33 protein-coding genes are annotated in these 24,985 nt (G+C 57.8%); 15 read left to right on the plus strand and 18 right to left on the minus strand.

Annotation, left to right across the window (positions count from 1 at the left end):
• Positions 1–410: 410 nt before the first annotated feature.
• Together HZB29_09010 and HZB29_09015 are read right to left on the minus strand one after the other, a co-directional pair.
• Positions 411–1,772: a sigma 54-interacting transcriptional regulator gene (locus HZB29_09010; GenBank protein MBI5815733.1), complete on the minus strand. Its 1,362-nt coding sequence runs from the start codon at positions 1,770–1,772 to the stop codon at positions 411–413.
• Positions 1,773–1,774: 2 nt separating this feature from the next.
• Positions 1,775–2,851, minus strand: coding sequence for a hypothetical protein (locus tag HZB29_09015; protein ID MBI5815734.1), 1,077 nt, complete (start codon positions 2,849–2,851; stop codon positions 1,775–1,777).
• A 90-nt stretch (positions 2,852–2,941) separates the two neighbouring features.
• Between HZB29_09015 and HZB29_09020 the strand changes: the two genes are divergently transcribed.
• Both HZB29_09020 and HZB29_09025 read left to right on the plus strand, forming a co-directional pair.
• On the plus strand, positions 2,942–3,166 hold the full coding sequence (locus HZB29_09020; protein ID MBI5815735.1) for a type II toxin-antitoxin system HicB family antitoxin: 225 nt from the start codon (positions 2,942–2,944) through the stop codon (positions 3,164–3,166).
• Positions 3,159–3,359 carry a type II toxin-antitoxin system HicA family toxin gene (locus HZB29_09025; protein ID MBI5815736.1) on the plus strand — a complete coding sequence of 67 codons (201 nt, stop codon included), beginning with the start codon at positions 3,159–3,161 and terminating at the stop codon, positions 3,357–3,359. Before HZB29_09020 ends, HZB29_09025 begins: the two co-directional genes overlap by 8 nt.
• 43 nt (positions 3,360–3,402) lie before the next feature.
• Here the strand turns inward: HZB29_09025 and HZB29_09030 are convergent, their stop codons facing one another.
• The 4 genes from HZB29_09030 to fsa all read right to left on the minus strand — a co-directional run bounded on the left by HZB29_09030 (position 3,403) and on the right by fsa (position 6,108).
• On the minus strand, positions 3,403–3,624 hold the full coding sequence (locus HZB29_09030; protein ID MBI5815737.1) for a prevent-host-death protein: 222 nt from the start codon (positions 3,622–3,624) through the stop codon (positions 3,403–3,405).
• Positions 3,625–3,744: 120 nt separating this feature from the next.
• A complete protein-coding gene (locus HZB29_09035; GenBank protein MBI5815738.1) occupies positions 3,745–4,506 on the minus strand; it encodes an ABC transporter permease in 762 nt (253 codons plus the stop codon).
• A complete protein-coding gene (locus HZB29_09040) occupies positions 4,506–5,447 on the minus strand; it encodes an ABC transporter ATP-binding protein (protein MBI5815739.1) in 942 nt (313 codons plus the stop codon). Before HZB29_09040 ends, HZB29_09035 begins: the two co-directional genes overlap by 1 nt.
• A gap of 13 nt (positions 5,448–5,460) precedes the next feature.
• Positions 5,461–6,108, minus strand: coding sequence for a fructose-6-phosphate aldolase (gene fsa, locus HZB29_09045; GenBank protein ID MBI5815740.1), 648 nt, complete (start codon positions 6,106–6,108; stop codon positions 5,461–5,463).
• A gap of 467 nt (positions 6,109–6,575) precedes the next feature.
• Here fsa and fabD point away from each other — a divergent pair, with 467 nt between their 5' ends.
• The 6 genes from fabD (at position 6,576) to HZB29_09075 (ending at position 11,249) form a co-directional block, all read left to right on the plus strand.
• A complete protein-coding gene (gene fabD / locus HZB29_09050; protein ID MBI5815741.1) occupies positions 6,576–7,511 on the plus strand; it encodes an ACP S-malonyltransferase in 936 nt (311 codons plus the stop codon).
• A complete protein-coding gene (gene fabG, locus HZB29_09055; protein MBI5815742.1) occupies positions 7,504–8,250 on the plus strand; it encodes a 3-oxoacyl-[acyl-carrier-protein] reductase in 747 nt (248 codons plus the stop codon). Before fabD ends, fabG begins: the two co-directional genes overlap by 8 nt.
• A gap of 68 nt (positions 8,251–8,318) precedes the next feature.
• Entirely contained in the window at positions 8,319–8,561 is a 243-nt protein-coding gene (gene acpP, locus HZB29_09060) for an acyl carrier protein (protein ID MBI5815743.1), read from the plus strand.
• 82 nt (positions 8,562–8,643) lie between these two features.
• On the plus strand, positions 8,644–9,891 hold the full coding sequence (gene fabF, locus HZB29_09065; GenBank protein MBI5815744.1) for a beta-ketoacyl-ACP synthase II: 1,248 nt from the start codon (positions 8,644–8,646) through the stop codon (positions 9,889–9,891).
• Between the two features lie 78 nt (positions 9,892–9,969).
• On the plus strand, positions 9,970–10,668 hold the full coding sequence (gene sfsA, locus HZB29_09070; protein ID MBI5815745.1) for a DNA/RNA nuclease SfsA: 699 nt from the start codon (positions 9,970–9,972) through the stop codon (positions 10,666–10,668).
• Positions 10,669–10,790: 122 nt separating this feature from the next.
• The gene (locus tag HZB29_09075; GenBank protein ID MBI5815746.1) at positions 10,791–11,249 is read left to right on the plus strand and encodes a hypothetical protein; all 459 of its coding nucleotides are present in this window, start codon (positions 10,791–10,793) and stop codon (positions 11,247–11,249) included.
• A 135-nt stretch (positions 11,250–11,384) separates the two neighbouring features.
• On the opposite strand, the gene HZB29_09080 is transcribed toward HZB29_09075, so the two are convergent.
• From HZB29_09080 to HZB29_09115, 8 genes are all read right to left on the minus strand, one after another.
• Positions 11,385–12,458 carry an NTP transferase domain-containing protein gene (locus tag HZB29_09080; GenBank protein ID MBI5815747.1) on the minus strand — a complete coding sequence of 358 codons (1,074 nt, stop codon included), beginning with the start codon at positions 12,456–12,458 and terminating at the stop codon, positions 11,385–11,387.
• 103 nt (positions 12,459–12,561) lie between these two features.
• Positions 12,562–14,208: a hypothetical protein gene (locus HZB29_09085; GenBank protein ID MBI5815748.1), complete on the minus strand. Its 1,647-nt coding sequence runs from the start codon at positions 14,206–14,208 to the stop codon at positions 12,562–12,564.
• Between the two features lie 61 nt (positions 14,209–14,269).
• Positions 14,270–14,524 carry a Txe/YoeB family addiction module toxin gene (locus tag HZB29_09090; GenBank protein ID MBI5815749.1) on the minus strand — a complete coding sequence of 85 codons (255 nt, stop codon included), beginning with the start codon at positions 14,522–14,524 and terminating at the stop codon, positions 14,270–14,272.
• Complete coding sequence (locus HZB29_09095; GenBank protein MBI5815750.1) at positions 14,517–14,774, minus strand: type II toxin-antitoxin system prevent-host-death family antitoxin; 258 nt, start codon at positions 14,772–14,774, stop codon at positions 14,517–14,519. The genes HZB29_09090 and HZB29_09095 overlap by 8 nt, the downstream gene beginning before the upstream one ends.
• A gap of 107 nt (positions 14,775–14,881) precedes the next feature.
• Positions 14,882–15,106, minus strand: coding sequence for a DUF465 domain-containing protein (locus HZB29_09100; protein MBI5815751.1), 225 nt, complete (start codon positions 15,104–15,106; stop codon positions 14,882–14,884).
• A gap of 14 nt (positions 15,107–15,120) precedes the next feature.
• Positions 15,121–15,819 (minus strand): tRNA (adenosine(37)-N6)-threonylcarbamoyltransferase complex dimerization subunit type 1 TsaB, encoded by a 699-nt coding sequence (gene tsaB, locus HZB29_09105; GenBank protein MBI5815752.1) that lies wholly within the window; start codon positions 15,817–15,819, stop codon positions 15,121–15,123.
• Positions 15,820–15,924: 105 nt separating this feature from the next.
• On the minus strand, positions 15,925–16,476 hold the full coding sequence (locus HZB29_09110) for a DUF523 domain-containing protein (protein MBI5815753.1): 552 nt from the start codon (positions 16,474–16,476) through the stop codon (positions 15,925–15,927).
• A gap of 20 nt (positions 16,477–16,496) precedes the next feature.
• Positions 16,497–18,143: a transporter gene (locus HZB29_09115; protein MBI5815754.1), complete on the minus strand. Its 1,647-nt coding sequence runs from the start codon at positions 18,141–18,143 to the stop codon at positions 16,497–16,499.
• A 91-nt stretch (positions 18,144–18,234) separates the two neighbouring features.
• Between HZB29_09115 and HZB29_09120 the strand changes: the two genes are divergently transcribed.
• The 5 genes from HZB29_09120 to HZB29_09140 all read left to right on the plus strand — a co-directional run bounded on the left by HZB29_09120 (position 18,235) and on the right by HZB29_09140 (position 20,050).
• Complete coding sequence (locus HZB29_09120; GenBank protein MBI5815755.1) at positions 18,235–18,483, plus strand: MoaD/ThiS family protein; 249 nt, start codon at positions 18,235–18,237, stop codon at positions 18,481–18,483.
• A gap of 2 nt (positions 18,484–18,485) precedes the next feature.
• Complete coding sequence (locus tag HZB29_09125) at positions 18,486–18,902, plus strand: molybdenum cofactor biosynthesis protein MoaE (protein ID MBI5815756.1); 417 nt, start codon at positions 18,486–18,488, stop codon at positions 18,900–18,902.
• Positions 18,899–19,489, plus strand: coding sequence for a molybdenum cofactor guanylyltransferase (locus tag HZB29_09130; protein ID MBI5815757.1), 591 nt, complete (start codon positions 18,899–18,901; stop codon positions 19,487–19,489). Before HZB29_09125 ends, HZB29_09130 begins: the two co-directional genes overlap by 4 nt.
• Positions 19,490–19,587: 98 nt before the next feature.
• A complete protein-coding gene (locus HZB29_09135) occupies positions 19,588–19,845 on the plus strand; it encodes a type II toxin-antitoxin system HicA family toxin (GenBank protein ID MBI5815758.1) in 258 nt (85 codons plus the stop codon).
• The gene (locus HZB29_09140; GenBank protein MBI5815759.1) at positions 19,838–20,050 is read left to right on the plus strand and encodes a type II toxin-antitoxin system HicB family antitoxin; all 213 of its coding nucleotides are present in this window, start codon (positions 19,838–19,840) and stop codon (positions 20,048–20,050) included. The genes HZB29_09135 and HZB29_09140 overlap by 8 nt, the downstream gene beginning before the upstream one ends.
• An 8-nt stretch (positions 20,051–20,058) precedes the next feature.
• Here the strand turns inward: HZB29_09140 and HZB29_09145 are convergent, their stop codons facing one another.
• From HZB29_09145 to HZB29_09160, 4 genes are all read right to left on the minus strand, one after another.
• Positions 20,059–20,502: a GNAT family N-acetyltransferase gene (locus HZB29_09145; GenBank protein ID MBI5815760.1), complete on the minus strand. Its 444-nt coding sequence runs from the start codon at positions 20,500–20,502 to the stop codon at positions 20,059–20,061.
• A gap of 23 nt (positions 20,503–20,525) precedes the next feature.
• Positions 20,526–21,617, minus strand: a complete 1,092-nt coding sequence (ychF, locus tag HZB29_09150) for a redox-regulated ATPase YchF (GenBank protein MBI5815761.1) — start codon at positions 21,615–21,617, stop codon at positions 20,526–20,528.
• Positions 21,618–21,755: 138 nt separating this feature from the next.
• The gene (locus HZB29_09155; GenBank protein MBI5815762.1) at positions 21,756–22,094 is read right to left on the minus strand and encodes a DUF86 domain-containing protein; all 339 of its coding nucleotides are present in this window, start codon (positions 22,092–22,094) and stop codon (positions 21,756–21,758) included.
• Positions 22,091–22,384 carry a nucleotidyltransferase family protein gene (locus HZB29_09160; protein ID MBI5815763.1) on the minus strand — a complete coding sequence of 98 codons (294 nt, stop codon included), beginning with the start codon at positions 22,382–22,384 and terminating at the stop codon, positions 22,091–22,093. Before HZB29_09160 ends, HZB29_09155 begins: the two co-directional genes overlap by 4 nt.
• Before the next feature lie 273 nt (positions 22,385–22,657).
• On the opposite strand from HZB29_09160, the gene HZB29_09165 reads away from it, so the two are divergent.
• Positions 22,658–24,088, plus strand: coding sequence for a hypothetical protein (locus HZB29_09165; GenBank protein ID MBI5815764.1), 1,431 nt, complete (start codon positions 22,658–22,660; stop codon positions 24,086–24,088).
• A 65-nt stretch (positions 24,089–24,153) separates the two neighbouring features.
• Positions 24,154–24,969, plus strand: coding sequence for a methyltransferase domain-containing protein (locus tag HZB29_09170; GenBank protein MBI5815765.1), 816 nt, complete (start codon positions 24,154–24,156; stop codon positions 24,967–24,969).
• The last annotated feature ends 16 nt before the right edge of the window (positions 24,970–24,985 follow it).

A 24,985-nucleotide genomic window follows, 5' to 3' on the forward strand; every position in this document is an offset into this window, starting at 1 on the left:
AATCCATTCTTCCCTTGCCAGTTTTCCCGTTACCGTTTACTCTTTTCATGTGACCTCCTTGCTTTCCGTTGTTTTCGTTCAAAAACATGGTAGCAGGTGAGGTCATACCTTCGTTTCAACTAAGTTTAGGACACTTTCGCTAAATTAGGCCAATACCCCAATATTACCGTTACTTGGCTTAAATGAAGTAAAAGGTGATTTAGTATAAACTATGTAATAAAAAAATTCAATTTATATTTAGTTAAATGATATGTTCTCTAAGCTCGCCGTATTCGCCATGCCGTTGAGTTTATAAAGGGGGAGAGAAAATTAACCACAGAGACACGGAGACATGGAGAAAGAATTTCAATATTAGAATGAATATGTTTCTTTGTGCCTCAGTGGTGATAATCCTTCAACAAGGAGCGCGTTCACTCCCGGTCTATTCCGAGTTCTTTTATCTTTCTGTGTATCGTGCGGGCGTTCACGCCGGCGTGTTTGGACGCTTCGGTCACGTTTCCGTTGAAGCGGCGCAGTATTTCCACTAAATATTCACGCTCCGCCCGGGCCACCACGTTCTTTAGCTCCATGGCGCCTGTTCCTTCCGCTCCGGTTTGCCCGGAACTCACCGCCGGTATGTCCAGCCGCTCCACATATGGCCCTTTGCTCATTATCGCGGCCCGCTCCACAAGGTTCTTCAACTCCCGGATGTTGCCCGGCCAGAAATAGCTTCGCATCTGGTCTATGGCGGTGGAGGTGAAGCCCATCAGGTTCCTGCCGAGGATTTCGTTGAAGTTGCGCAGGTAATGCTCCGCAATCGGTTGTATGTCCACTTGCCGTTCCCGCAGTGGTGGCAGGCTCACCGGCACCACATTGATCCTGTAATAAAGGTCCTCCCGGAATTCCCCCTTGCGCACCGCCTCCCTCAAGTCCACGTTTGTGGCGCAAACATAACGCACGTCCACCTTTATATTTTCGTTGCCGCCCACCCGGGTGATTTCCCCTTCCTGCAGGGCGCGCAATATCTTCACCTGCATGTTCTGGGATATGTTCCCGATTTCGTCGAGGAAGAGCGTCCCTTTGTCCGCCAGTTCGAACTTTCCTATCTTCCTTGCGATGGCTCCGGTGAAAGAGCCTTTCTCGTGGCCGAAAAGCTCCGTCTCCAGAAGCGAGTCGGTGAGCGCGCCGCAGTTGATGGCCACGAATTTTTTTCCGGCCCGTTTTGACGCGCGGTGGATGGCCCTGGCGGCCAGTTCCTTGCCGGTGCCTGTCTCCCCGTGGATCAGCACGGTGGAATTGGTGGGCGCCACGGACTGCATCAGGCGGAACACCTCCATCATCTTCGGATCAAGGCTTATGATGTCGCTGAATTCTTCGGAAGGGTACATCCCCCGGCGCAGGTCCGTTACGTCGCGGACGATCTCTATGACGCTGTCCAGCGATCCGGATGCGGAGGTGAGGGGATAGACGGACACTTCCTTGAGGGAGCTTTGGGCTCCGGTCTGCGTGGTGAATGTGTTAAAGGCCGGCTGGCCGGTGTCGAACACCTGCTTGACCACGCAATACGAGCAAAGCTCCTGGGAGCCGTGGAAACCCTCGAAGCATCTGGCTCCGATGAGCGCGTCCTTGTCCAGTTCCTTGCCGCCGGAGTTAAGGCCCGATTTGTTTACGAACAGCACCGTAAAATCGCGGCCGAGGATTTTTATTGAATCGCGGATGCCGTCCAGGATGTTGCCCAGGAAGGCCGCGTCCAACGGCGCCTTGGGGGCGGATTTGGGCGTCTGTTCGTCCATGATTAAATATAACCGTCAATTATTCCGGCGGCCTGCCGCGCCCCGTCAATGGAGGCGGAGGCGGCCGGATTGGCCGCGTTCATTAAAAACGTCACGTCATCGTCCAGGTTTTCACCGAAGAACCTGCTCCGGGGAACGGCCCGCACGGCGGCGTAATCCCTTATGTCCCTATCCAGCGCTTCATATTCTACGAAATCATTGCGGGGGGTGTAAAGGATGCCGCGGGGCGTTGCGGCCAATTCGGAGCACAGCCCATAGCCAAGTTTGCCTATCACCATGTCGGCGGCGGCCAGAAGGCAGGCATGTTCCGCTTCACCCCTTTCAAACCGCCGCATACGTCCGAAACGCGGATTTCCCTCGCCGAGGGTGAGAAGGCCGCACACCGTCACCCTTTCCTCCACCGTGCCGAAAAAGTCTCCCGCGCCGATCCCCCCAAGGGAGACAAGCGCGTATTTCCCCTCCGGCGAAAGGCCGAGCTTGCGCCGGGCCTCCTCGCGGGTAAGACCGCTTTTGTTGGCGATCAAGTTTATGTCTTTCACGTTGGCGTATCCGTCCATGCCGCCGGAGAATGTCTTGATGCGCAGAATCCTTGTGGCGGAAGTGTACACCTTTGTGAGCCATTTTGAGATATCGTAAAACTCAGGTATTACGGGGGCGTAGGCGCCAAGTATCCAGTCCCAAAGGAAGTTCGTTACCACTATGGTTGGTACGCCGAGCCTTCGGCCCGTTTCCACCCCCAAAGGGGATATGTCGCTGACGACGGCGGCTGGTTTATGTTTGGAGGCGTAAGCATATTCAGCATCGGCGGCGGCGGGGAAGGCGCGCATCATGGCGGTGAAGCGCTGGAGTGTGCCGTCAACGTCGGTTGTCAGGCAATCTACCTGGGCCGGGCCGGAATCCACGTCCGCCGGGTCCACGACCACCTCGCCGCGCGATCCTTTTTTAAAAAGCCACGAAGGGGCGGAGGTGCGGACGATCACCCTGCGGCCGAAGTCATCGGCCAGGGACTTTGCCACAAGCGCGGCGCGGGTGGCGTGGCCGAAGCCGTGGCCGGAGACGTAATAGAGAACGGTTTTCATCCAAGGATTATACACTTCCGCGGCGTGAACCGGGTGGTTCCACAGTCTGGTATAATGACATGATAGATGAGCCAACCGGAGATCGCAAAAATGTCATACAAGGCAAGTGTGGTGATCGAAAAAGATGGAAACGGGTATTACGCATACTGCCCGGAGCTGGACGGATGCCAGACGCAGGGGGGGACGCTTGAGGAAATTATCGCCAACATGAAAGAGGCCGTGGCCCTTTATGTTGAGACAATGAGCGAGGAAGAAATAAAGGAGCGTTTCAGCAAGGAAATCCTCACCACATCTTTTGAGGTGGCGGTTGGCTAAGACTCCAAGGCTGACCTATCGTGAACTCGAATCAATGTTGATGAAAGCGGGGTTTGAGCTGGTCAGGATCAAGGGGAGCCACAGGATATTCATGAAATCCGCGTCAAGGGTTGTGGTTCCTTTCCACTCCGGCGGCACATTGCATCCAAAAATAATCAAAAAAGCGCTGGAAACAATCAAGGCGTCGTCTTGAATTGCCGCCACAGCGAGGCCACAGACGTAATAGAGGACGGTTTTCACCTTCTCCTTGATTCCCGCAACGCGCCGAGAATATCCTTGCGGGAAACTTTATGCCCGGAAAGCCCGTTCACTTCAAAAGGGGAGCTTTCCTGACGCGCCTTGGGCGTGATCAGATACATATCCCCCTTGCGGCGGCGGATGACCACTTCCTCTTTTCGCGATTCATCCAGAACATCGGCAAGTTTGTCCCGGGCCTGCGAATAAGTGTATATCTTCATTTGTCCAATAGCCCTATGTTGAGGTTTCGCGCCGCCTCGCTCAAGCCTTTTGTAAACTGTACAACTCGCAGTGTGAATTGGCAATATGCGCTCTGCCCCGCCCGCTGCCTTGGCGGCTGATCACACCACTATCCTCTTCCTCACAAGCCTGACGGCGAGCCACGTGAAAAACAGCGCCCCGGCCGCAAGAAATACCGGAGCCGCGACAAGCCCTTCACCCACGGAGCCGTGGAAGAAAAACCTGATGAGGTTCACGGAGTGCGTGGCCGGGAGCGTCAGCGATAGCCATTTGACGGCGTCCGGGAACTGGTCGAGCGGGAAGAACACCCCTGAAAGGAAGAACATCGGCGCCACCGCCAGGGTGAAAAAATAATCGAAAAAATCATAGCTTGGCGATATGGCCGAAAAGCATATGGCCGCCGCGGCGAAAAGCGTCCCCGTGAACGCCACGGTGACCGCTATGCCCAAAAATCCCGGGCCGGGGGCATAAAGCCCGAATAGCGTCATCACTATGACCATCACCGTGGCGGATATCATGGACTTGGTCATCCCCCACATGATCTCACCCACCACAAGGTCGGCAAGGGACACGGGGGTGGATATGATGGACTCGTATGTCCCCTGCACCGTCATCCGGGTGAACGAGCCGAAGGTGCATTCGAACACCGCCGAGTACATCGCCGTGGTCACGATAAGCCCCGGCGCGATGTAGTTTATGTACGGCATGCCGCCTATGCCGCTCATGTAGCCGCCAAGCCCCATCCCCATGGTGAAAAGGTACAAAAGCGGCTCGCCTATATTCCCGACAAGGCTTGGCTTGTAGTGTGTAAGGTAAACTGAAAAGTTCCTGCGCCACACGTGGAGGGCCCTGTGGGTGACCATCATCTCCCCTCCGCCGCGCCTGCGTGGCCTTTATGCGTGAGTTTTATGAAAAGGTCCTCCAAGTTCGGGGCGCGTCTTGTTTTCACGAAGCCCAGTTCGCCGTTGCGCGCCATTATCGCGTCAAGCTCTCCGTCGGCGGGGCCGAAAATCACGAAACTGTTCTCCATCCGCTCAAACCGCAGTCCGGTCCGGGATATGGCCTCTTCGGCGGCGCTCTCAAAACCTTCCCGGCACACAAGCTCCGTCACCGCGTCCCCCAGTTGCTCGTGGATCAGCCGTTCCGGCTCGCCGGTGAGCATTATGCGCCCGTCCCGCATGATCGCCACCCTGCCGCAAAGCCTCATGGCCTCTTCCATGTAATGGGTGGTGAGGATCATGGTGACTCCGGAGCGCTTGAGCTCGGCGAGCTTTCTCCATATTACGAGCCGGGCGGAGGGGTCCAGCCCGGTGGTCGGCTCGTCGAGGATGAGGATGGAAGGATCGTTGATAAGCGCCCGGGCGATCACAAGCCTTCTGCGCATACCGCCGGAAAGGGCCCTGATCTTGTGGTTGCGCCATTGGGTAAGGTGGAAAAAGTCCAGAAGCGCCCGCGCCTTGTCCTCCGCCGTTTTTCGGGGGATGTCGAAATACCCGGCGAACACCACGAGGTTTTTCATCACGGACAGGTCCGGGTCCAGGCTTTCTTCCTGCGGCGCCACGCCCAGGATCGCCTTTATTTCCCTGTCGTCTTTCCCGGCGGCCATGCCGTCCACGGTGATGGAGCCTTCATCTATTGGCGAAAGGCACTGGATCATACGCATCACGGAGGTCTTGCCGGCCCCGTTTGGGCCCAAAAACCCAAAACACTCCCCCCGCATCACGGAAAAGTCCACTCCGGCGACGGCGGTGAAGGAACCGAACTTTTTTACGATACCGGCCCCGTTCACCATAACCGATGGCATCACAAGGCTCCGGTCAGGATTTTGGCACCTTCTCCCAGTCTTTCAAGAACCGCTCTATCCCCACGTCCGTGAGCGGATGGCGGGAAAGCTGGGTGATAACGGAGAAAGGTATGGTGGCCACGTCGGCTCCCATCCGGGCCGATTCAAGCACATGGAGCGGGTTGCGGACCGAGGCGACGATCACCTCCGTGTCGAACCCGTAGTTTGAGAAAATTTCCATTATCTGGCCGATGATCTCAATGCCGTTGTGCGACGCGTCGTCCAGCCTGCCGATGAATGGGGAGACATACGATGCCCCCGCCTTGGCCGCCAGAAGAGCCTGGTTTGCGGAGAACACCAGCGTAACGTTGGTCTTTATCCCCTCGCCGGTGAGCGTTTTCACCGCCTTGAGCCCCTCGGTGGTCATCGGGATCTTCACCACGATGTTCTCGTGGATCTTGGCCAGCTCCCGCGCCTCATTGAGCATCCCGGCGCAGTCGAGCGCTATCACCTCGGCGGATATCGGGCCGTCCACCTCAGCCACGATCTCGTTGATGACCGTTCTAAAATCCTTGCCGGTCTTGGCCACCAGGGATGGATTGGTGGTGACGCCGTCCACCACGCCCAAGGCGTTGGCTTCGCGGATTTCCTTTATGTCCGCCGAGTCTATGAAAATCTTCATTTAATATGCTCTCCAGATCGAAGGGGAAAAAACAGCGTGATCATATCCAATCAGACGATTATATGAAAGAAAACCCAAGGCGCCAAGCTGTATAGCGCCGCCGGGGGGAGTAGATGCTCGGCGGGGTGTTTAAGCCGGAGGCGTCACCCCGCCGTCCTGACATTACACACTGAGCAGGTCCGGGGTGAAGAACACCCCGGACAGCAAGGGAGGCGTCAAGCTGTATAGCGCCGCCGGGATGAAGAGGACTTCCTTTTCTTTGGAAAGAAAAGGAAGCGAAAAGAAACTTTATCTGCGCCGCTTGGGGGGATGGAATCCCCCGCAAGGCGGCGCACACGGTTTTCTTTTGGTTCTTTTCTTTTTCCCAAAAGAAAAGAACGCCTCTTTTCCCCTGCGCGGCTATTGACATATGGGGCGGCTCCGGTTATTTTCTACGATTCCTTGGTATTCTTGGATATTTCCATATAATGAGTGAAAAGACGGCGTTTTTGTTTCCCGGGCAGGGGTCGCAGTTCCCCGGCATGGGGGCAACTTTTATAAATAGCTCCCCATCCGCTAAAAGGCGGGTGGAAGAGGCCAACGACGCGCTGGGATTCGACATCGGCAATATCATGGCCGAGGGGCCGGAGGAGGAGCTTCGGCTCACCGCCAACACCCAGCCCGCCATATTGTTATGTTCTGTGATAGCCCTGGAGGCCCTGCTGGAAAGAAAAAACATCGTCCCGAAAGCCGCCGCAGGGCACAGCCTGGGGGAATTTTCGGCCTGTTACGCCGCCGGGGCCATAGGATTTTCGGACGCGATACGGCTTGTCCGCAAGAGGGGTGAACTGATGCAGTCCGCCGTGCCTGTTGGGGTGGGGGCCATGGCCGCCATAATAGGGCTGGAACCGGCCGCAGTGGCCGATGTCTGCGCGGAGGCGGGGGGAGAGGTGGCCCCGGCGAATTTCAACAGCCCGGAGCAGACGGTGATCGCCGGGAAAACCGAAGACGTGGCAAAGGCTATGGAGATAGCCAAATCGAAAGGGGCGAAAAAGGCCCTATCGCTCCCGGTCAGCGCCCCGTTCCACACATCCATGATGAAGCAGGCCCGCGAGGGGCTGGCGCAGTTTATGGAGTCGATAACGATCAACGATCCCGGATTCCCGGTTATCCGCAATGTGGACTCCGGGCTTTCCGCCACCGCCGCCGACGTGCGCGACGGGCTTGTCCGGCAGGTGACCGGGTGTGTCCAGTGGGTGGACTCCATGAAAAAGCTTTCCGGCCTTGGCGTGGCCAGGGCATATGAACTGGGGCCGGGCAGGGTGCTGGCGGGGCTTATGAAAAGGATAGACAAGTCTGTGGAGACGGTGTCCATCGGCTCCGTGGAGGAACTGGACAAGGCTATGGAGGGGGCTAATGGATAGGTTAAAGGGGAACGCCGCGATAATCACCGGAGCGGCCCGGGGGATAGGAAAAGGCTTGGCGGAAGCGTTTGCCCGGGAAGGGGCGGACCTTGTGTTGGTGACGCGGTCCAACCCGCTGGACGAGATACTCGCCGCGTGCCGGGCATATGGCGTGCGCGCGGAAGGGATGACAGGCGACGTGGGGGATTCATCCTTCGCCAAAACCGTGGTGGCAAAATGTTCGGAGCTTTACGCCAGGGCGGACATTTTGGTGAACAACGCCGGGATCACCAAGGACGGGCTTCTGGTGCGGATGAAAGAAGAAGATTTCGACGAAGTCATCCGGGTGAACCTTAAAGGGACGTTTAACATGACCCAGGCCGCCGCCGCCGTGATGATGAAACAGAGGCGGGGCAGGGTGATAAACATCACCTCAATAGTGGGGCAGACGGGGAACGCCGGGCAGGTAAACTACGCCGCCTCCAAGGCGGGCATGGCCGGGATGACCATGTCGGCGGCAAAAGAGCTTGCGGGGCGGGGGATAACGGTGAACGCCATCGCCCCCGGATTTATAACAACGGACATGACCGGCGCGCTGCCGGACAAGCTTAAAGAGAAGATTCTGGAGGCAATACCACTGGGGCGGTTCGGCGAAGTTGCCGATATCGCCCATGCCGCGGTGTACCTGGCTTCGGAGGAAGCGGCGTATGTCACCGGCCAGACGATATCGGTAAACGGCGGTATGGCGATGGGGGTGTGATTTTAAGCTTGGAATTCCCGCTGTTTTCATTACAATAGAAAAACGTTTTTATTCAGGAGATGAATGCTATGGCTATAGCCGAGAAAGTTAAGGAGATCATCGTCGAGCAACTTCAGGTGGACGTGGCCAAGGTTGTGCCAGCCGCCAAGTTCGACACCGATCTTAACGCCGATTCGCTGGACGTGGTGGAGCTTGTGATGGCCTTTGAGGAGGCTTTCGACATAGAGATCCCCGACGAGGACGCGGAGAAGATACAGACCGTCCAGCAGGCGGTTGACTATATCACCAACGCCACCGCCGGCAAGGCGTAAGGCTGCGCGGGGTTTGGGGTGCGCGGCCCGCTAAGGCGGGATGGCGCGCCCATAGCCCGGTATGCGCTGATTTAAAGCTGAAATGATGAAAAATGTCGTGGTGACCGGCCTTGGGATGGTGACACCCCTTGGCATAGGTGTGGCCGAGACCTGGAAGGGGATAACCGCCGGCAAGTCCGGCATTGGCCTTATCACCAGGTTTGACGCCTCCGAATATCCCGTGCGGATCGCAGGGGAGGTGAAAGGCTTCGACCCGTTGAACTATATAGACGGGAAAGAGGTCAAGAAGATGGACACCTTCATCCAGTTCGCCATCGCCGCCACCCGGTTCGCCTTCGAGGACGCCGGGATAGACGTCCACAACATGCCGTCCCATGAGCGCGACAGGATGGGGGCGATAATAGGCGCCGGGATCGGCGGCCTGCCGGAGATAGAAAGCACGGCGAAAATCCTTAGGGAACGCGGCCCGCGCAGGGTGTCGCCTTTCTTCATCCCGGCCGTTTTGGCGAACATGGCGGCGGGGCAGGTGTCCATCCACTACGGGCTGCGGGGGCCCTCTTCTTGCCCGGTGACGGCCTGCACCACGGGATCTTCCGCCATAGGCGACGCCGGGCGGTTAATCGAGCGTGGTGACGCGGACGTGATAGTGGCCGGCGGGGCGGAAGCGGCCATTACCGGGCTTGGCATAGCCGGATTCGCCGCCGCCAAAGCGCTTTCTAAAAGAAACGACGAGCCGGAAAAGGCCAGCAGGCCCTTTGACGCGGACCGGGACGGATTCGTGATGGGCGAAGGGTGCGGCGTGGTGGTGCTGGAGCGCCGGGAGCGCGCGGTGGCCCGTGGCGCAAGGATATACGCCGACCTTATCGGATACGGAATGAGTTCGGACGCCTATCACATGACATCCCCACCGCCGGAAGGGGACGGCGCATTGGCCGCCATGAACCACGCAATACGGGACGCCGGGATACTGCCGGACCAGATAGGTTATATAAACGCCCACGCCACTTCCACCATGGCCGACGCCATAGAGACCCTGGCGGTGAAGCGGGCATTCGGGGAGCATGCCCACAAGCTTGTCGTGTCGTCCACAAAGTCCATGACCGGGCACCTTCTGGGCGCCGCAGGGGGGATCGAGGCGATTTTCACCATCAAGGCGCTTGAGACCGGGATCATTCCCCCCACAATCAACCTGGACAATCAGGATCCGGCTTGCGACCTTTTCTACGCCCCCAACAAGGCGGTGGAGCGCAAGATAGATTACGCGCTTTCCAACTCGTTCGGGTTCGGCGGGGTGAACGGCAGCCTTATTTTCGGACGGCACGGCGCCTGAAAATCGCAGCGCCGCCTTCCAGACGGCAATTGCCGGCGGGACGCCTGCGCTACGGCCGTTGGACGGCGTGAAAGCAAAATGGTCTATATAGAAAATCCCGTCCCGGCGAAAATCGTCCGCAAAATGAACAGGTTCCTTTGCCGCGTCCTTACCGGCAAGGGGGAGACCTCCGCCCATATCCCGAATTCCGGCAGGCTGACGGAACTTTTGACCCCCGGCGCGCAGGCATTGCTGGAACCTTCAACGAATCCGGAGCGCAAGACCCGCTATACCCTGCGTTCCGTAAAATATGGCGGACGATGGGTTTGTGTGGACTCGTCGGTACCGAACCGGGTGGCGGAGCGGATGGTGGAAAGCGGCAAATGGACGATGTTCGCCGGATACCGCGTAAAGCGGCGGGAGGCCACCATCGGCCATCACAGGTTCGACCTTTTGCTCGAAGGGGCTGGCAAAAAGCCGATGATCGTGGAAGTCAAATCGGCGACGCTGGTCAATGGGGACACAGCCATGTTTCCCGACGCGCCTACGGAACGGGGAAAATCCCACGTGGAATATCTGGCCGAATTGCTGGATGAAGGATATGACTGCGCGGTTTTGTTCGTCATCGGCCGTTCCGGCGTGGCCCGGTTTACGCCCAACGCCGCCACCGATCCCGGATTCGCCGCGTCGCTCAAGGCCGCGTGGCTGGCAGGAGTGAAAGTGATGGCGGTGACTTGCGCCGTTGGGGAACGCACGATCCATGCGGCGGTGGAAATACCTGTGGCATGGGACGGGTGAGGCGATTGGGCGGTGCGCCTGAACTAAAAACGCTGAACTAAAAACGCTTGCGCCAAAAAACGGTTTGCGTAAAATAACGATGTTGATAATTGTTGAGTATTTCTAATCCGGGAGTGCCGCTCATGCCCAAAATCACTATTGCCAGAAGGTTGCTTGCCGTCTGCATACTGGCCCTGCTCATCGCACTGCACGCTTGCGGCGGCGGCGGCGGGCCGGACGATAACAGCGGTGATAACGGCAATGGGGACACAGGCTCCCGATACTCGTGCGAGACCCAGAACAACCACCAGTATTATAACGGGACCGATTGCGCCCAGTCCGGCTGCCACACCAGCGGCTTTAAGCCGATGAGCTACTCCGGATCGGCCCCGGCGGGCTCCACCATAACCATAATCGAGGATTCCGGCGCCACATACAGCCTGCCCGTGAACTCGCAGGGGAATTTCTGCCTGAGGAGCAAATACGGCGGGAATCCTTCGGGCGGCTACACCGCGTCGCTGTCATCGGCGATGATCGCCCATCAGGTGAACGGCTCTTGCAACGCCGCGTTGTGCCACGACGTGAACAGGCCGATATTTTAAGGTGATTTAAGCGCTTCCCCATAGCCGTCCGGCCAAGGATATCTTAATGCGGGACGGGGTATTATTCACCCCTCCGTATAGTAACGCCACCGTCCCGGCAATTGCCATAGGAGGTGGCGTTTCAACAGGCGCTTTCTACAAATACTCCTTCATCCCCATCTGCCTGAGCTTCTCCGTCACCTGGCGCACATCCTGGGCCTTTTCGCGGTTTAGCACGAGTATGGCGTCGTCCGTCTCCACCACCACCACGTTGTCAACGCCCACCACCGCCACCAGCCGGTTGCCGTTATGGGCCAAAACGCCCCTGGCGTCCACGGCGATGAGTTTGCCCCGCGCCCGGTTTCCTTCCGCGTCCGGCTCCATAAGATCGTACAAGCTCCGCCACGACCCAACGTCGTTCCATCCCGGGTCCGCCGCCGCCACGATCACTTTCCCCTCGCGCCCGGCTTTTTCCATCACGCCATAGTCTATGGACTGCGATTCGAGGGTTGGATAAACCTCTCGCATCACGGTTTCAAAATCGTCCGTCCCTATTGCCCGGCGTATCGGCCACATCTCCTTCATCAGGCGCGGCATCGCGTCGTCGAGCTCTTTTAATATCGTGTCCGCCCGCCAGAAGAACATCCCGGCGTTCCAGTAATAGCCGCCGGACTTGACGTACTCGGCCGCGGCGGCGGCGTCCGGCTTTTCAAGGAAGCGCTCCACCTTGAAAATGGATGGCGCCATGTCGTCCCCCCGCTTTATATATCCGTAGCCTGTCTCGGGGTAGGCTGGCTTGATTCCGATGGTCCCGAGCGACCCCGGGAATTTGTCCAGAACGTTGACAAGCATTCTGGCCACATGCACAAGCTCATCGGGCCGGGTCACCACATGGTCCGCCGGGAACACCGCCATTATCCCCCCCGGATCGCGCTTGGCCACGATCATCGCCGCCAGGGCCACGCATGGCGCGGTGTTGCGCCCGGCCGGTTCGGCGATGACGTTTTCAGGCGGGACCCGCGGAAGCTGAAAACGGATTTCATCCACGTGGGACGCGCCGGTGATGACGATGGTGCGTTCCGGCGGCGCTATCGGGATGATCCTTTCCAGCGTCGCCTGGATCATGGTGGACTCCCCCGCTATGGGGAGCGTCTGCTTGGGCCGGTTTTCGCGCGAAAGGGGCCAGAACCTCGTTCCCTTGCCGCCTGCCATTATCACGTTAAAGTTCATCGGACCGCCTGCTTTTTGGTGTTGTCACGGATGTTAACGATACCGCAACGGGCCGGGGCCAACAAGTGGTTTTGCGCTCAACCGGACATGAAGGATGCGCCTGTCACCAGAATCCCGGAATGAACCTGTGTTTCACATGTCCGCAGTACGCCGCGTAATCAGGGTCGCTTTTCAGGTGACGTTCCTCTGTGACGGCGCGAAGGAAATAGATTATGTTCCACACCGCAAGGAACACGAACTGCCACGGACTTGCAAAGTTCCTCACGTTCTCCGACCACCATGCGATGTTCTTGGCGATATATGCCGGGTGGCGGATGAAGGCGTAAGGGCCCCGGGTGATTATCCCCCGGTTGGTAAGGTTGGAAAAACGAAGCCCGAAGGCCATCGTCGCCCAAACATACACCGTGAAGGCGCAAAGCGTCGTCAGCCGCAGGCCGAATTCAGCGAAGTTGTTCATGGCGGCGGCGTAAGCCGGGTCCAGAAACGTCAAATGCGTGAAGTCCAATATGTGCGCCCCGTGGAAATTCCTGTCATAGGGCAGGTAATTGGTGGTCAGGCCGTTGAAGGGGGGGTAGCACACAAGCGCCGCAAGCCATCCGCTCAAGGTGGGGTCCACGCTTTTGGACTTGTTGTCCAGCCATCGCGACGAGCATATGTAGCCCACCAGGCTTATGGACACGTCCATAAGGAATATGCCGTGGAAGGCGCTTGCGTAGAAATAATCGAACAGGGCCCACCACGGCCAGGTGTCTGATTGTGCGCTTGGGGTTGCGCCCAGTATCATCGCAGCCTGGCCATACAGTTTCGGAAAGAAATCGAAAAGCCCGGAAGCCTCCATGAAAAGGAACGTGAGCATCAGGGGGACGAAGAAGAACTTCACTCCCGTGTCCCTTGCGGTGACCAGGTTGGACCTGTTGAAAAACGCCCGGCGCGCGGCGCTGTAATCTTTGCGGGCCACGCTTTTTACCGCGGCCCGAAGGAAGATCAGCGCCACAAAACCGGGATCCTTCCTGTCCTCCGCGCGGCTTTTGCGCAAAAGGTTCGTGATGAACGCGTACGGCAGCCCGGCCAGCGCGTAGATGGTGAACAGGTACGACACGGTGATCCGCCAGTTCTCATAGTACCCGGAGCCGTAAAAAGGGTGCGACAGGAACACCAGCATCAGCGCGCCGAAAACGCAAAGCCCCGTAAACCAGCGGTAAAAAGCGGTCTTTAACGCCCATCCCGCAGGGGCCAGGCGGTATTTGCCCATCCGCAACGAGCTGAGGCCGGAGGCCCATATGGCCGTAACGGCGCCACCGCATATGACGTAACACGCTTCCATGTCCGTCCAGGGCCAGCCAATGAAAGATAGCGTCGGGCCGTTTATGAATGGCTTGCTTCCGAGCGCTATGGACCATGCCATGAAAACGCCGCAGGCGGCGGCCAGAAGCGTGGCGGCGCGGCGGAACGGGTCTTTGCGGGTCTCCCAGGTGACCATGAGCGTGAACGAAAGGGCCACCACGCCGAGCACGTCAAAATAGTTGCGGTTTATGAACCGGAACGAATAGCCGGAAGGCATCCACGACAGGCATTCAAAAACGTTGGGGCCGCCGTTTGGGAGGGTCTTGGCCTTGTAGATCGCATATGCGGAACACATGACAAGGGCGAAAAGGCCGCCTATCACGCCGGTCCATATTCCCTGGCGTCCTGCGGCGGGATCGAAAGGTCTTACGGTGGCGCCATGGCCTGTCTGCTGCGATTCATTCATAAGTCCTAGAAGCGTAGCCTATGCCACGCGCAAAGGTCAAGGCGGGCGCCGGTCCGGCAATTCAGTAATGGTAACGGCATTGGAGGATGACAAGGCCGCCGGAAGCGTCCACCTTGTACACCAGACGATGCATATCGTCTATGCGGCGCGACCAGTAACCCGCCAGAGCATGCTTCAACGGCTCCGGTTTCCCGATGCCCCTGAAGGGATCGCGCTGGATATCTTTGATCAGTTCGTTGATCCGGGCGAGTTTCTTGCGGTCTGTCCGGCTCCAGTGAAGATAGTCCTCCCACGCGCCGCCGGTAAAGCTAATCACCGGCGACAAGCTTCCGCTTCCGTGCCTTTCCTTTTTCCGCCTCCCGCGCCGCCTTTAGCAGCCGGGCCGCGTTTGCCGGGCTTCGCAGCAGGTAGGCGGTCTCCTCGAAGGCGTTATAGTCGTCCAGGGACATGAGCACAGCGGCCTCTCCCTTTTGCCTTGTGATAACCACCGGAGCATGGTCCCGGGTCACTTCGTTGATGGTCCTGGCAAGCTTGTTCCGGGCGGCTGTATAGGTCATCGTTCTCATGATTGCGCCATAACATTGTACATAGCTGTATTATGGGAGATGGGAGTGATTCCCGCAATAAAAAAGGGGCGGCCTGTGGACCGCCCCGTTATCGAAAAAATAAAACGCTATTTGATCGCCTCGCTCATGATCCTGTCCATCTTGTCCTTGGCGGCCAGTTTCAGTTTTTTGAGCCTTGACAGCTCCATCTCGTCGTCCGCCGACACCACTTTTTTACGGACAATCCCGCCCACCAGCCTTTCCAGCGATGAATGCTCCCCCGCAAGTTTCCTGAAATCGGGGTTTGTGGCCATAAGGTTGGCGAAGGCTGATTCATGTTCCGCTACTTGCATCGGTCCCTCCTTCCTCAATTTTTGGTGTGGAGTAGTTCCCAGTTGATCTCCGCCTGGGAGCGGCGCACGTATCTTGGCGAAGGCGGAAGAGTTTCCAACAGCCCCTCCACCGCCTTTTCATAAACTATCATCGCCACCCCTTCCGCCGGGGGCCTGGCGCTTTGCGGGTCCGCCACGGCGTTTTTCAACCGCGAATTGAATACCTCGGCGTATGGTGCGAAACCATCCCCCACGAACCGCACGGGGCCGTCTATCACCCCGGCAAGTTCCTCCGGCGGGACGGCCAGGTCCGCCGTCAGTTTCTCCAATTTCCCGCCATGGCCGGAACTGCGGTACAGCGCGGCGTAAACTTCCCCTTTTCTGGCGTTGAGGATGGGGCAAAGATAGCCTTCGCCGTTAAAATCGTGGGCGCGGGCAATCGCGTCCAGCGATCCCGCCCCGGCCACAGGCTTGTTCAGAGCGTCCGCAAGCCCCATTATGGAGCCAAGGCCGATCCTAAGGCCGGTGAAAGAGCCCGGCCCCGCCGCCGCCGCTATCACGTCGATCTCATCGAGCGCGACTCCGGCTTCCGCCAGAAGGTTTTTGACCACTTCAAGCAGGTTGCGTGAATGCGTGTGAACTGCTGTTTGGCGTATGGATGCTTTGATTATTCCGTTTTCTGCAATTGCGGCGTTTGTTTGGGATGTGGAAGTGTCTATCGCCAGGATGCGCATGCCGCCGCCTCGTCTGGGTTCATCTACTTTCTTGATACCAGAATAGAGGACCGATTGCAAGGAAAAGGAGGAGTTTTGAATGATTCTACATTGAAACCGTGGATTTTATGCGCCCGCGCCACGTTCTCCATGCAGGCTGGAGTATTCCACCACGCGCTCCATGAACCGGTCGAACGCCGTCTTGCCGCAAAGGCTCTCCGCTTCTTCCACCGGCATGTCCGGAGCCGTCCTGCTGATGGAGTTTACGAACACGCCGGAGCCCGCCTGGCTGGTCAGCCCGCCTTCATTGTCATAAACTTCCGCGCTCTTATGTCCGCAGCTTGGCGACCTCCCCTTGCCGATGAATCCGCATATGCCGCTTTTTCGGACAAAATCCCCGCCCGCCGCCTCAAGCTTGTCCGTCACGTCCGCCCCGCCTGTCCCGATGGACAATGCCCGTGGATTTTGCGGATCACCGTATAGCCGCAAAGGATCCCTCGGGGCGCCAAGGCCGATTTCCATCTCCGGGCAGAACAAAACCGGCTCGGCCACTTTTTCAAGCGCGCTTATCAGCGATTCGTCGTATTTATTTGCCCCGTCGTAACGAACGTTGCGCCCGGCCAGGCATGCGCTTATCCCGACGCGGGGTTTTGATCCGGCTTCCATAGGTTTGTCCACGCGTCCGCCGGCGCCGTGCCCTAAATCGCCAGATGGATCGAAAGGATCATCTGGGCCAGCGCGATCTTGATAAGCGTGGCGGCGGGGTAAACGGCGGAATAGCCTGCGTTGGGTATCTCGTTTTTCGTCTGCTCCAGGGCGAATCCGAGCACCGCCGGCTGGGTGTGCATCCCCGCCACCATGCCGAAAAGCAGGTTCATCGGTATTCCCAGCAGTTTATAGCCCACCGCAAGCGCCGCGAAAGCCGCCGCAAAGGTCACCGCCGCCCCCGCGAAAAACACCGCCAATCCCCCCGCCGAAAAAAGGGTGGAGGCAAAGCCGTATCCCGCACGGGTCCCCACCCCCGCAAGGAACATCACTATCCCGATCTGGCGCAACGTCATGTTGGCGCTGTATGGCACCGCCCACACAAGCGAACCGGAATGCCTGATGGTCCCAAGCACAAGTCCGGCGATCAGCGGCCCCCCGGCGAAACCGAGCTTGACCTCTGTTCCTCCCGGCAGCGGGATCGGTATGATTCCCAGCACAAGCCCCATGGCAAGCCCCAGGGAAAAGGTGAGCACGTCCACTTCGCTCACCCCTTTGTACGAGTCGCCGAAAAACCCGCTTATCTTTTTCATGTCCTCCCGCCGGGCCACCACGCGCACCCTGTCCCCCATCTCCAGCGCGGTCTCGCCATGCACCAGCACGTCCACGTCCCCCCTGCGCACACGGCTCACCACCGCGCCAAGGTTCACGTCCACCGAAAGCTCGGCAAGGCTCCTGCCGGCAACATCCGGGTTGGATACGAAAATCCGGCGCACCTCCACTTCGCTGCGGTCCAGTTCGATATGGTTTCCCGTCGGCTCGCCCAGATACTCCATAATCCGCCTTATCTCGTCCTCCGGGCCGACCACCACCACAAGGTCCCCGGTCTTAAGCGTCAAACCACCCACCGCCACCAGGAAATGCTCCTCCCGTTTGATCCTGCCGAACACCGCGTTCCACTTGAACCGGCGGAAAAGCTCCCGGATCATCACGTTTTCCACCTCCGGATTGGTCACGCGGATGTCCCTTGTGAACAAAGGCTCGTTGAGCGCGCCGAAAGCCCTCATCCCCCTGGCTTCTTTTGCGAAGTCCACTTTCCACAGACGCCGGGCGAAAGTCATCGCCATAAGCACCCCGATCACCCCCATGGGGTATGTGATGGAATACGCCACCACAGGTTCGGAAAGCAGCTTTCCGGCCTCCGGCCCGGTGGCGTAGCCTTTCAGTGTCTCCAGCGCCCCGGCGAGGGCGGGGGTATTTGTCAGGCTTCCGGCGAACATCCCGGCGGCCATGGCGCTGTCCACCCCGATAAGCCGGGAAAGGACGAAGATCAGCAGGCAGGCGAACGCCAGTATCCCCGCGGCGAAAAAGTTGTTCCGGATTCCTTCGCGCTTAAGCGACGCGGTGAACTCCGGCCCGCTGGACAGCCCCACCGTGTACACGAACAGCACAAGCCCCAGCACGTATATTATCTCCGGCAGCTTTAGCGCCGGGTCTATCGAGCCGAACGCAAGGCCGACGAACAGCACCGCCGCCACCCCCAGCCCGCACCCCATGACCTTTATTTTCCCGAGCGGGTATCCCAACGCCGCCACGATGAAAAGATATAGCAGCGGATTGCCGGAAAGAATCTCGACCATAATAGTGTCACCTTAAAATACGGATGTAAGGCTATTATAGACCCCCGGCATCGCTATATAATTGTATTTTGGTTGAGGAGCTATTAATAAATTGGCCACGGTAAGATTTTTCGCCTCCGTCCGCGACAGGGTCAAGAATGAAAGTGTGGAAATACCCCTCGCAAAGCCTTTGCCGTTGCGTGACGTACTTGCTAAAACGGCGGCGGCGCTGAAAGTGGACGAAGTTGCGCTTATAAATCCATCGTTGCTGTACGCCGTGAACAAGAATATGGAAGGGCTGGACTTTATCGTCAACAACAACGACGAGGTGGCTGTATTGCCGCCCCTATCGGGAGGCTGACCATGGCGAGGATTCAACAGGAAGATTTTGACCTTGGCGCCGAAGTGGACGCCGTTGTCCGGCGCAACCCGGCGGCAGGCGGCACGGTGGCGTTTCTGGGAACGGTGAAGGAGTTTTCGAAAGGGGAACGGATCGCAAAGCTGGAATTCGATAGCTATCCAGGCATGGCGGAGGCCGAGCTTGAAAAGCTGGAGGGGGAGGCGAAGGAGCGGTTCAATGTTCTGGAAGCTTTCATCATCCACAGGCTCGGCGAAATACCGCTAAACGGGAACATCGTGCTGGTGATCGCGGCGGCGGTGAGCCGGGGGGCGGCGTTTGACGCGTGCGAATGGATGATAGACGAACTCAAAAAGCGCGTCCCCATATGGAAAAAGGAATTCACCACATCGGGAAGCCACTGGGTGGAAGACCATCCGTGACCGTTTCGCCGCAAATCCCCATCGCCATCCTGGCAGGCGGCAAGAGCGTGCGGATGGGGCGGGACAAGGCTTTCGTGGAAGTGGAGGGCGTCCCGATGATCGAACGGGTGATCGCGGCGGCGCGTCAATGTTCCGCAAACGTGATAATCATCGCCAACGAGCCGGAAAAATATCAAAAGTCCGGCCTGCCGGTTCACACGGACAAGGTCAAAGGGATGGGGCCGCTGTCCGGGCTTGTGACGGCGTTTGAGGCCACCGGAGCCGGCGCCGTGATGATGATCGCCTGCGACATGCCATACATTTCACCGGCGATGATACGCCACATACTTTCGCGATATTTGAAAGGGTGCGGCGCGGTGATTCCATATGCGTTCGGCCGGGAGCAGGGATTGTGCGCGATTTATGAAAGGCGGCTTTTGGAGAAATTCACGGAGCGGATAGGGAGGGGGGACATCCAGTTCAACGAATTCCGGATGAATATCGAGAAGGTGAATATCAGCGAGACGGAGTTAAAGGCCGTGGAGGGCGATCTGCGGTCGTTTATAAATATAAACGACGAGGAGGAGTTGAGGAAGGGGGGGCGGTAATCCGGCATTGTATCGGCAAAGTATTGTTTGTGCACATTCTCAGCCATATTGTCTGATGTTACAATTGTCATCAGCGTACCACCCGATTTGGTATTAAAATGGGGAAAGCTAAAAAGGTTTACCGTCAAATACTCACTGGACGTTCTGACCAGAATATTTCATTCCAGGATTTACGGCTTCTTCTGTCTCATCTTGGATTTGCGGAGAGGGTGAAAGGCGGACATCATATCTATACAAAAACAGCCATTGAGGAAATAATAAACATTCAGGAAAAAAGCGGAAAGGCAAAACCCTATCAAGTGAAGCAAATCCGGCATATACTGTTCAAATACAAGGTGGAGCCAGAGGATGAATAGCAAATACGAAATGGTCATCTATTGGAGCGAGGAAGACGGCGCGTTCATCGCCGAGGTCCCTGAGCTTCCCGGTTGCATGGCGGACGGCGCCACCTATGCCCAGGCCGTGGCCGAGGCTGAAAAAGTGATCGCCCTTTGGATTCAGACCGCCCGCGAGGAAGGAAGGCCAATACCCAAACCGCGTGGACGGCTGATGTTTGCCTGAAATCGGCGTTATAACGTCTTTACCATCTCCCACGCGTCTTTCCCGCGCCCGTAATATCCTTTCAACGGCTTCGTCCGGGAGTATCCGAGCTTTTCGTAAAACGCTGTGGCCGCAGCGTTGTCCACAGACACCTGCAAAAACATCTCTCGATAACCTCGTTTGCGCGCTTCCGTTTCCAACTCCTCCATCAGCCGCCGTCCGGCGCCGCGTCTGCGCCACGCCTCCTCCATGTCTATGGTGATGATATTTCCGGCGGTCTTGGATTTGCTTTCCATGATGGCGAATCCGGCCATCGTCCCCTCCGCCTCGGCGATGAGGGTGACGGCGGATTTGTCCATAAGCAACATCATAAAGGCGTCTGGCGTGAAGGCGACGCCGGGGGGGAAGCAACGCTGGTCCAGAAAATGTATTTCCGGCAGGTCTTCGATATCGCCGGGCCGGATGGTTATCATGGCTCCGGCTGGCTCCGCATCGTTCACACGTTAAAACGGAAATGGGCCACGTCGCCATCCTTGAAAACGTAGTCCTTCCCTTCGATCCGCAAAAGCCCCTTTTCCTTCACCGCCTGTTCGGAACCTAGCCGGTCTAGATCGTTGTAGGACATCACCTCCGCCCGTATGAATCCCCGCTCAAAATCTGTATGGATCACCCCGGCGGCCTGTGGGGCTTTCGTCCCTTTGGTCACAGTCCAGGCCCGTGTCTCCTTCGGCCCGGTGGTGAAGTATGTTATCAGGTTCAAAAGCGCGTACCCTTCGCGGATAAAATGCTCCAGGCCAGACTCCACAAGCCCCAGGTCGGCCAAAAACGCCTTGCGGTCTTCTTTTGAAAGTTCCGAAAGCTCGGCTTCTATCTTGCCGCAAATTTCTACCACCTTGGCCCCGTCCCCTTCGGCGATCTTGCGCACGGAGGCAAGCTGCGGCGTCTCTTTTCCAAGTTCGCTCTCCGCCATGTTGCACACGTATATCAGCGGTTTGGCGGTGATGAGGAAAAGGTCGCGGAACAGCTCCTCGTCCGCTTTGTCCATGGCCTGCCGAGCGGTGACGCCGGAGGCCATCCTGTCCCGCAGCGCCTGGTATTTGGGGAGCGATTCAATAAGCTTCTTGTCCCCGCTTTTCTTCCCCTTCTCAACGGCGGCGATGCGCTTGTCCACCGCCTCCATGTCGCAAAGCAGAAGTTCCGTGCGGATCACCTCGATATCGGACACAGGATCGGCGCCCCCAGACACGTGGGCGATGTTCTCGTCCTCAAAACAGCGGACGACATGCGCCACAGCGTCCACCTGCCGGATATGCCCCAGGAACTTGTTTCCCAGCCCCTCGCCTTTGCTGGCCCCGGCCACTAGCCCTGCGATGTCCACCACCTCCAGGCTTGTTGGGAGTATTTTTTCCGATCCGGAAATCTGCGCCAGCCTTTCCATCCGGGGATCCGGCACTGGGACTATGCCCACGTTCGGCTCGATGGTGCAAAACGGAAAATTCTCCGCCGCCGCCCCGGCGGCTGTCAGCGCGTTGAAAATGGTGGACTTGCCCACATTGGGAAGCCCCACGATGCCGCAATTGAAACCCACAACAACTCCTTGATACGTTTTTTGTGAAAGTTGATTTTAACCTTTTGGCGCGGATTAGCAAATTTTTGAAAAAGAAATGAATTTTGAAATTATCGCCGCTCCAGGAATTGGCGCGGCGCAACGGCGCTAATTGCTGCTTTAGAGTTTCGCAAGTAATAGTTCGATTTGAGGGCGGAGCGGCGGCAATTCATTTTTAATTACCGCCCATACAACACTCAGATCCACGCCAAAATATTCATGAATGAGTTTGTCCCGCATTCCCGCCATGTATTTCCATGGCACGTCCGGCGCCTTTGCCCGTATTTCCTCCGGGATGCGCTTTGCGGCCTCTCCAAGCACTTCCAGGCTGCGCAGCACGGCGTTCACAGTCTTGCGGTCTTTCTCGAATATCTCAAAGCCCATTTCATTTGTGAATTCATCGGTCTCCGCGATGGATGTCAATATGTCCTCAAGATAGTCGCGGTAGTCGCGTGTCATAGCATCACCACTTCGCGCAAGATACAGTTTCCAATGCGTGGCTTGAGGGCGGCCTTCGTCACCAGGTCCACCCGCGCGCCCATCCACTCTCCGAGCCGCTCTTCTAGTTCAAGAAACTTGAAAAAACCAATCGGGCGGTTGAATTCGACAAGTATGTCGATATCACTGTTCACCGTAGCTTCATTCCTGACGCAGGACCCAAAGACACCGATTTGCGAAACGCCGTAGTTTTGCGCCAGTTCATCACGCCGCTGCCGCAAAATGGCCTGGATATCATCCAAATCATGCATTTTCAATTATTCCGAATATCCATTAATGAGAATTCAGGATAGCAGAAAACAATAAATACAAAAAGCCGCTGGCGCGTTTGGCCAAGGGAGATGTGGCGGGCGGAAAATGCGGTGTCAGGCCGCGCATCCCAGGAAAATCTTTGACAAGGGGGGCGATCTGAATTAGATTTACACATCTGTTCGTCTCATTCAATTCCCGGCGGCAAGCCGTTCGAAGTCAACCGGGCGCAGTTGCGCGACGCATTTATTCTTTCAAAAAAAAGGTAAAGCCTGATGACAGGTTGGTTCACCCGTTTGGGAGTTGGGGCAAAACTTGTGGTTTCACTGGCGGCCATTATCACGGCGCTTTTCACTTTCAACATCGTCTTTTCAATCAACAGGCAGAACGAACTGGCGTTCCAGGAGACCAGGACCTACGCCAAAGGGATAGCGGAGACTGTTTTAAGTTCCCTTAACACCATGATGACCCAGGGGACCATCGGGGAGCGCGAATTCTTCCTCAAGCTGATGAAAGGGACCATGACCGGGCTGGAGGACATAAGGATTGTGCGCAGCAAATCCGTGACCGCGCAATTTGGCGAGGGATTGGCTGGGGAACAGCCTGGGGACGAAGCTGAAAGGCGCGTGCTGGAGACCGGCCAGGAGGAATATCGCGTCGAATCCAAGGGCGGTCACCGGGTGTTCCGGGCCATCGTGCCGTTCATAATGTCGGAAAACAGGGGAGGGGTGATCAACTGCCTCCAATGCCACGAGGGGAAGGCGGGCACGGTCAACGGCGCGGTGGACATGCTCATCTCCATGGAGGAGGTTGACGCGCAGAGCAGGCGTGACGCCGCCATGCTGGCCGGGTCGCTTGCGTTGGAACTCGGGCTGATACTGGCGCTTGTGGTGTTTCTCACCCGGCGCAACGTCACCAGGCCGTTAGGCGAGGTGATGGCGCATCTTGCGGAAAACTCACATGCGGTGGACGCGGCTTCGTCCACCGTGGCGGAGGCGAGCGGCACCATGGCCCACGCCTCCACGGAACAGGCCGCCTCGCTCCAGCAGACATCCGCCACGCTAAACGAACTTTCCGAGGCGGCCAGCGGCAACGCCGAGGAGGCGCGGCAGACAGAGGCGCTCATGGGATCGGTCAACCAGCTTGTGGGTGACGGCAAGGAGGGGATGAGCAAGGCGGTGGGCGCCATGCGCAACATCGCCCAGAACTCCACGGAGATAACCAAGATCATAAAGGTCATCGAGGAGATCGCCTTCCAGACAAACCTGCTGGCGCTCAACGCCGCTGTGGAGGCGGCGCGCGCGGGTGAACATGGCAAAGGATTCGCCGTCGTGGCCGAAGAGGTGCGAAACCTCGCCTCCAGGGCGGCCTCCGCATCGCGGGACACCGTAAAGCTGATAGACACCTCCACCGCCAGTACGAAAGAGGGTGTGGAGATAGTCAACCGGGTGGCGGTGTCGCTGGACAAGATAGCCTCCGCCGCGTCAAACGTGGAAGGCGCCGTGCGGCGCATCGCGGAGAAAAGCCGGAGCCAGGCCACTGGCATAGGCCAGATAAAGAACGCCGTGGGCCAGATGGACAAGGCCACCCAGTCCACCGCCGCCGGATCGGAGGAGACCGCCTCCGCCGCCCATACCCTTTCAGAACAGGCCGGCTCACTGCACGAAATCATCGGGGAACTTCTGGCGGTCATACACGGGAAGTGAACCGCGCGTTTTCGGGCGGAACATTGATCCGCAGGAATGGCGAACCGCGTGTATAATCCTTTGTCATGGAAGACAACGAAATAAAAAGAAAAATCCGGGAGTCCTTCGACGCGGTGGCGGAGGGATATGACGATCCATCTCTGCGGTTTTTCCCGGCCAGCGCCAAACTGATGCCCGCCTGTCTTGGGCTTGTTGGGGGCGAGCATGTGCTTGACGTGGCCACAGGGACGGGGCACGTGGCCATGGAGCTTGCCCGCGCGCTTCCGGAAGGGCGCGTGACGGGGGTTGATTTCTCGGAAAAAATGCTCGCCCGCGCCGCCGGAAAAATGAAGGCCGGCGGAATCGGCAACGTCCGGTTTGCGCGGATGGACATGCAGGCGCTCGATTTCCCGGACGGCTCGTTTGACGCGGCGAGCATGGCCTTTTGCCTGTTCTTCGTGGAGGACATGGAGGGGCTGCTTTGCAATGTGGTGAAAAAAGTGCGCCCCGGCGGCCGGATCGCGTTCACAAGTTTCATGGAGGGAACATTTTCACCCCAGATCGATATGTTCATGGAAAAAGTGAAAAAATACGGCGTTGAGGTCCCATTGGGATGGCGCAAGCTCGCCTCAAAGGAGTCGTGCGAGTCTTTATTGCGGTCAGCCGGGGTTATAAATCCCAGGGTGGAAGTCAAAGACCTGGGCTATCACATGGACGGCCCCGGACAATGGTGGAGCTTTATCTGGAACGCCGGCCTGCGAAGGTATGTGAGCTCGTTCGCGCCAGAGGAGACTGGGCGGTTCAGGGAAGAGTTTCTGTCGGAGATCGCCGCCCTTCCAGACGGGGCCGCGACCAAGCTGAACGTCAATGTGCTGTTTGCGTCGGGCGTAAAACCTTCGTGAACGATGGCGCGATCCG

The organism is Nitrospinota bacterium (genome assembly GCA_016235255.1).
Lineage (GTDB): Bacteria > Nitrospinota_A > UBA7883 > UBA7883 > JACRLM01 > JACRLM01.

What these genes read in the sequence shown, in the direction of transcription:
- HZB29_09075 (MBI5815746.1), top strand. Translation starts at nt 10,791, where the DNA reads ATGCCCAAAATCACTATTGCCAGAAGGTTGCTTGCCGTCTGCATACTG.
- HZB29_09115 (MBI5815754.1), bottom strand. Translation starts at nt 18,143, where the DNA reads ATGGTCGAGATTCTTTCCGGCAATCCGCTGCTATATCTTTTCATCGTG.
- HZB29_09145 (MBI5815760.1), bottom strand. Translation starts at nt 20,502, where the DNA reads ATGATAACCATCCGGCCCGGCGATATCGAAGACCTGCCGGAAATACAT.
- HZB29_09160 (MBI5815763.1), bottom strand. Translation starts at nt 22,384, where the DNA reads ATGCATGATTTGGATGATATCCAGGCCATTTTGCGGCAGCGGCGTGAT.
- HZB29_09125 (MBI5815756.1), top strand. Translation starts at nt 18,486, where the DNA reads ATGGCGAGGATTCAACAGGAAGATTTTGACCTTGGCGCCGAAGTGGAC.
- fabG (MBI5815742.1), top strand. Translation starts at nt 7,504, where the DNA reads ATGGATAGGTTAAAGGGGAACGCCGCGATAATCACCGGAGCGGCCCGG.
- HZB29_09085 (MBI5815748.1), bottom strand. Translation starts at nt 14,208, where the DNA reads ATGAATGAATCGCAGCAGACAGGCCATGGCGCCACCGTAAGACCTTTC.
- HZB29_09015 (MBI5815734.1), bottom strand. Translation starts at nt 2,851, where the DNA reads ATGAAAACCGTTCTCTATTACGTCTCCGGCCACGGCTTCGGCCACGCC.
- fsa (MBI5815740.1), bottom strand. Translation starts at nt 6,108, where the DNA reads ATGAAGATTTTCATAGACTCGGCGGACATAAAGGAAATCCGCGAAGCC.
- HZB29_09030 (MBI5815737.1), bottom strand. Translation starts at nt 3,624, where the DNA reads ATGAAGATATACACTTATTCGCAGGCCCGGGACAAACTTGCCGATGTT.
- HZB29_09035 (MBI5815738.1), bottom strand. Translation starts at nt 4,506, where the DNA reads ATGGTCACCCACAGGGCCCTCCACGTGTGGCGCAGGAACTTTTCAGTT.
- fabF (MBI5815744.1), top strand. Translation starts at nt 8,644, where the DNA reads ATGATGAAAAATGTCGTGGTGACCGGCCTTGGGATGGTGACACCCCTT.
- HZB29_09170 (MBI5815765.1), top strand. Translation starts at nt 24,154, where the DNA reads ATGGAAGACAACGAAATAAAAAGAAAAATCCGGGAGTCCTTCGACGCG.
- HZB29_09020 (MBI5815735.1), top strand. Translation starts at nt 2,942, where the DNA reads ATGTCATACAAGGCAAGTGTGGTGATCGAAAAAGATGGAAACGGGTAT.
- sfsA (MBI5815745.1), top strand. Translation starts at nt 9,970, where the DNA reads ATGGTCTATATAGAAAATCCCGTCCCGGCGAAAATCGTCCGCAAAATG.
- HZB29_09100 (MBI5815751.1), bottom strand. Translation starts at nt 15,106, where the DNA reads ATGCAAGTAGCGGAACATGAATCAGCCTTCGCCAACCTTATGGCCACA.
- HZB29_09040 (MBI5815739.1), bottom strand. Translation starts at nt 5,447, where the DNA reads ATGCCATCGGTTATGGTGAACGGGGCCGGTATCGTAAAAAAGTTCGGT.
- HZB29_09135 (MBI5815758.1), top strand. Translation starts at nt 19,588, where the DNA reads ATGGGGAAAGCTAAAAAGGTTTACCGTCAAATACTCACTGGACGTTCT.
- tsaB (MBI5815752.1), bottom strand. Translation starts at nt 15,819, where the DNA reads ATGCGCATCCTGGCGATAGACACTTCCACATCCCAAACAAACGCCGCA.
- HZB29_09140 (MBI5815759.1), top strand. Translation starts at nt 19,838, where the DNA reads ATGAATAGCAAATACGAAATGGTCATCTATTGGAGCGAGGAAGACGGC.
- HZB29_09155 (MBI5815762.1), bottom strand. Translation starts at nt 22,094, where the DNA reads ATGACACGCGACTACCGCGACTATCTTGAGGACATATTGACATCCATC.
- HZB29_09165 (MBI5815764.1), top strand. Translation starts at nt 22,658, where the DNA reads ATGACAGGTTGGTTCACCCGTTTGGGAGTTGGGGCAAAACTTGTGGTT.
- HZB29_09080 (MBI5815747.1), bottom strand. Translation starts at nt 12,458, where the DNA reads ATGAACTTTAACGTGATAATGGCAGGCGGCAAGGGAACGAGGTTCTGG.
- HZB29_09095 (MBI5815750.1), bottom strand. Translation starts at nt 14,774, where the DNA reads ATGAGAACGATGACCTATACAGCCGCCCGGAACAAGCTTGCCAGGACC.
- acpP (MBI5815743.1), top strand. Translation starts at nt 8,319, where the DNA reads ATGGCTATAGCCGAGAAAGTTAAGGAGATCATCGTCGAGCAACTTCAG.
- HZB29_09010 (MBI5815733.1), bottom strand. Translation starts at nt 1,772, where the DNA reads ATGGACGAACAGACGCCCAAATCCGCCCCCAAGGCGCCGTTGGACGCG.
- fabD (MBI5815741.1), top strand. Translation starts at nt 6,576, where the DNA reads ATGAGTGAAAAGACGGCGTTTTTGTTTCCCGGGCAGGGGTCGCAGTTC.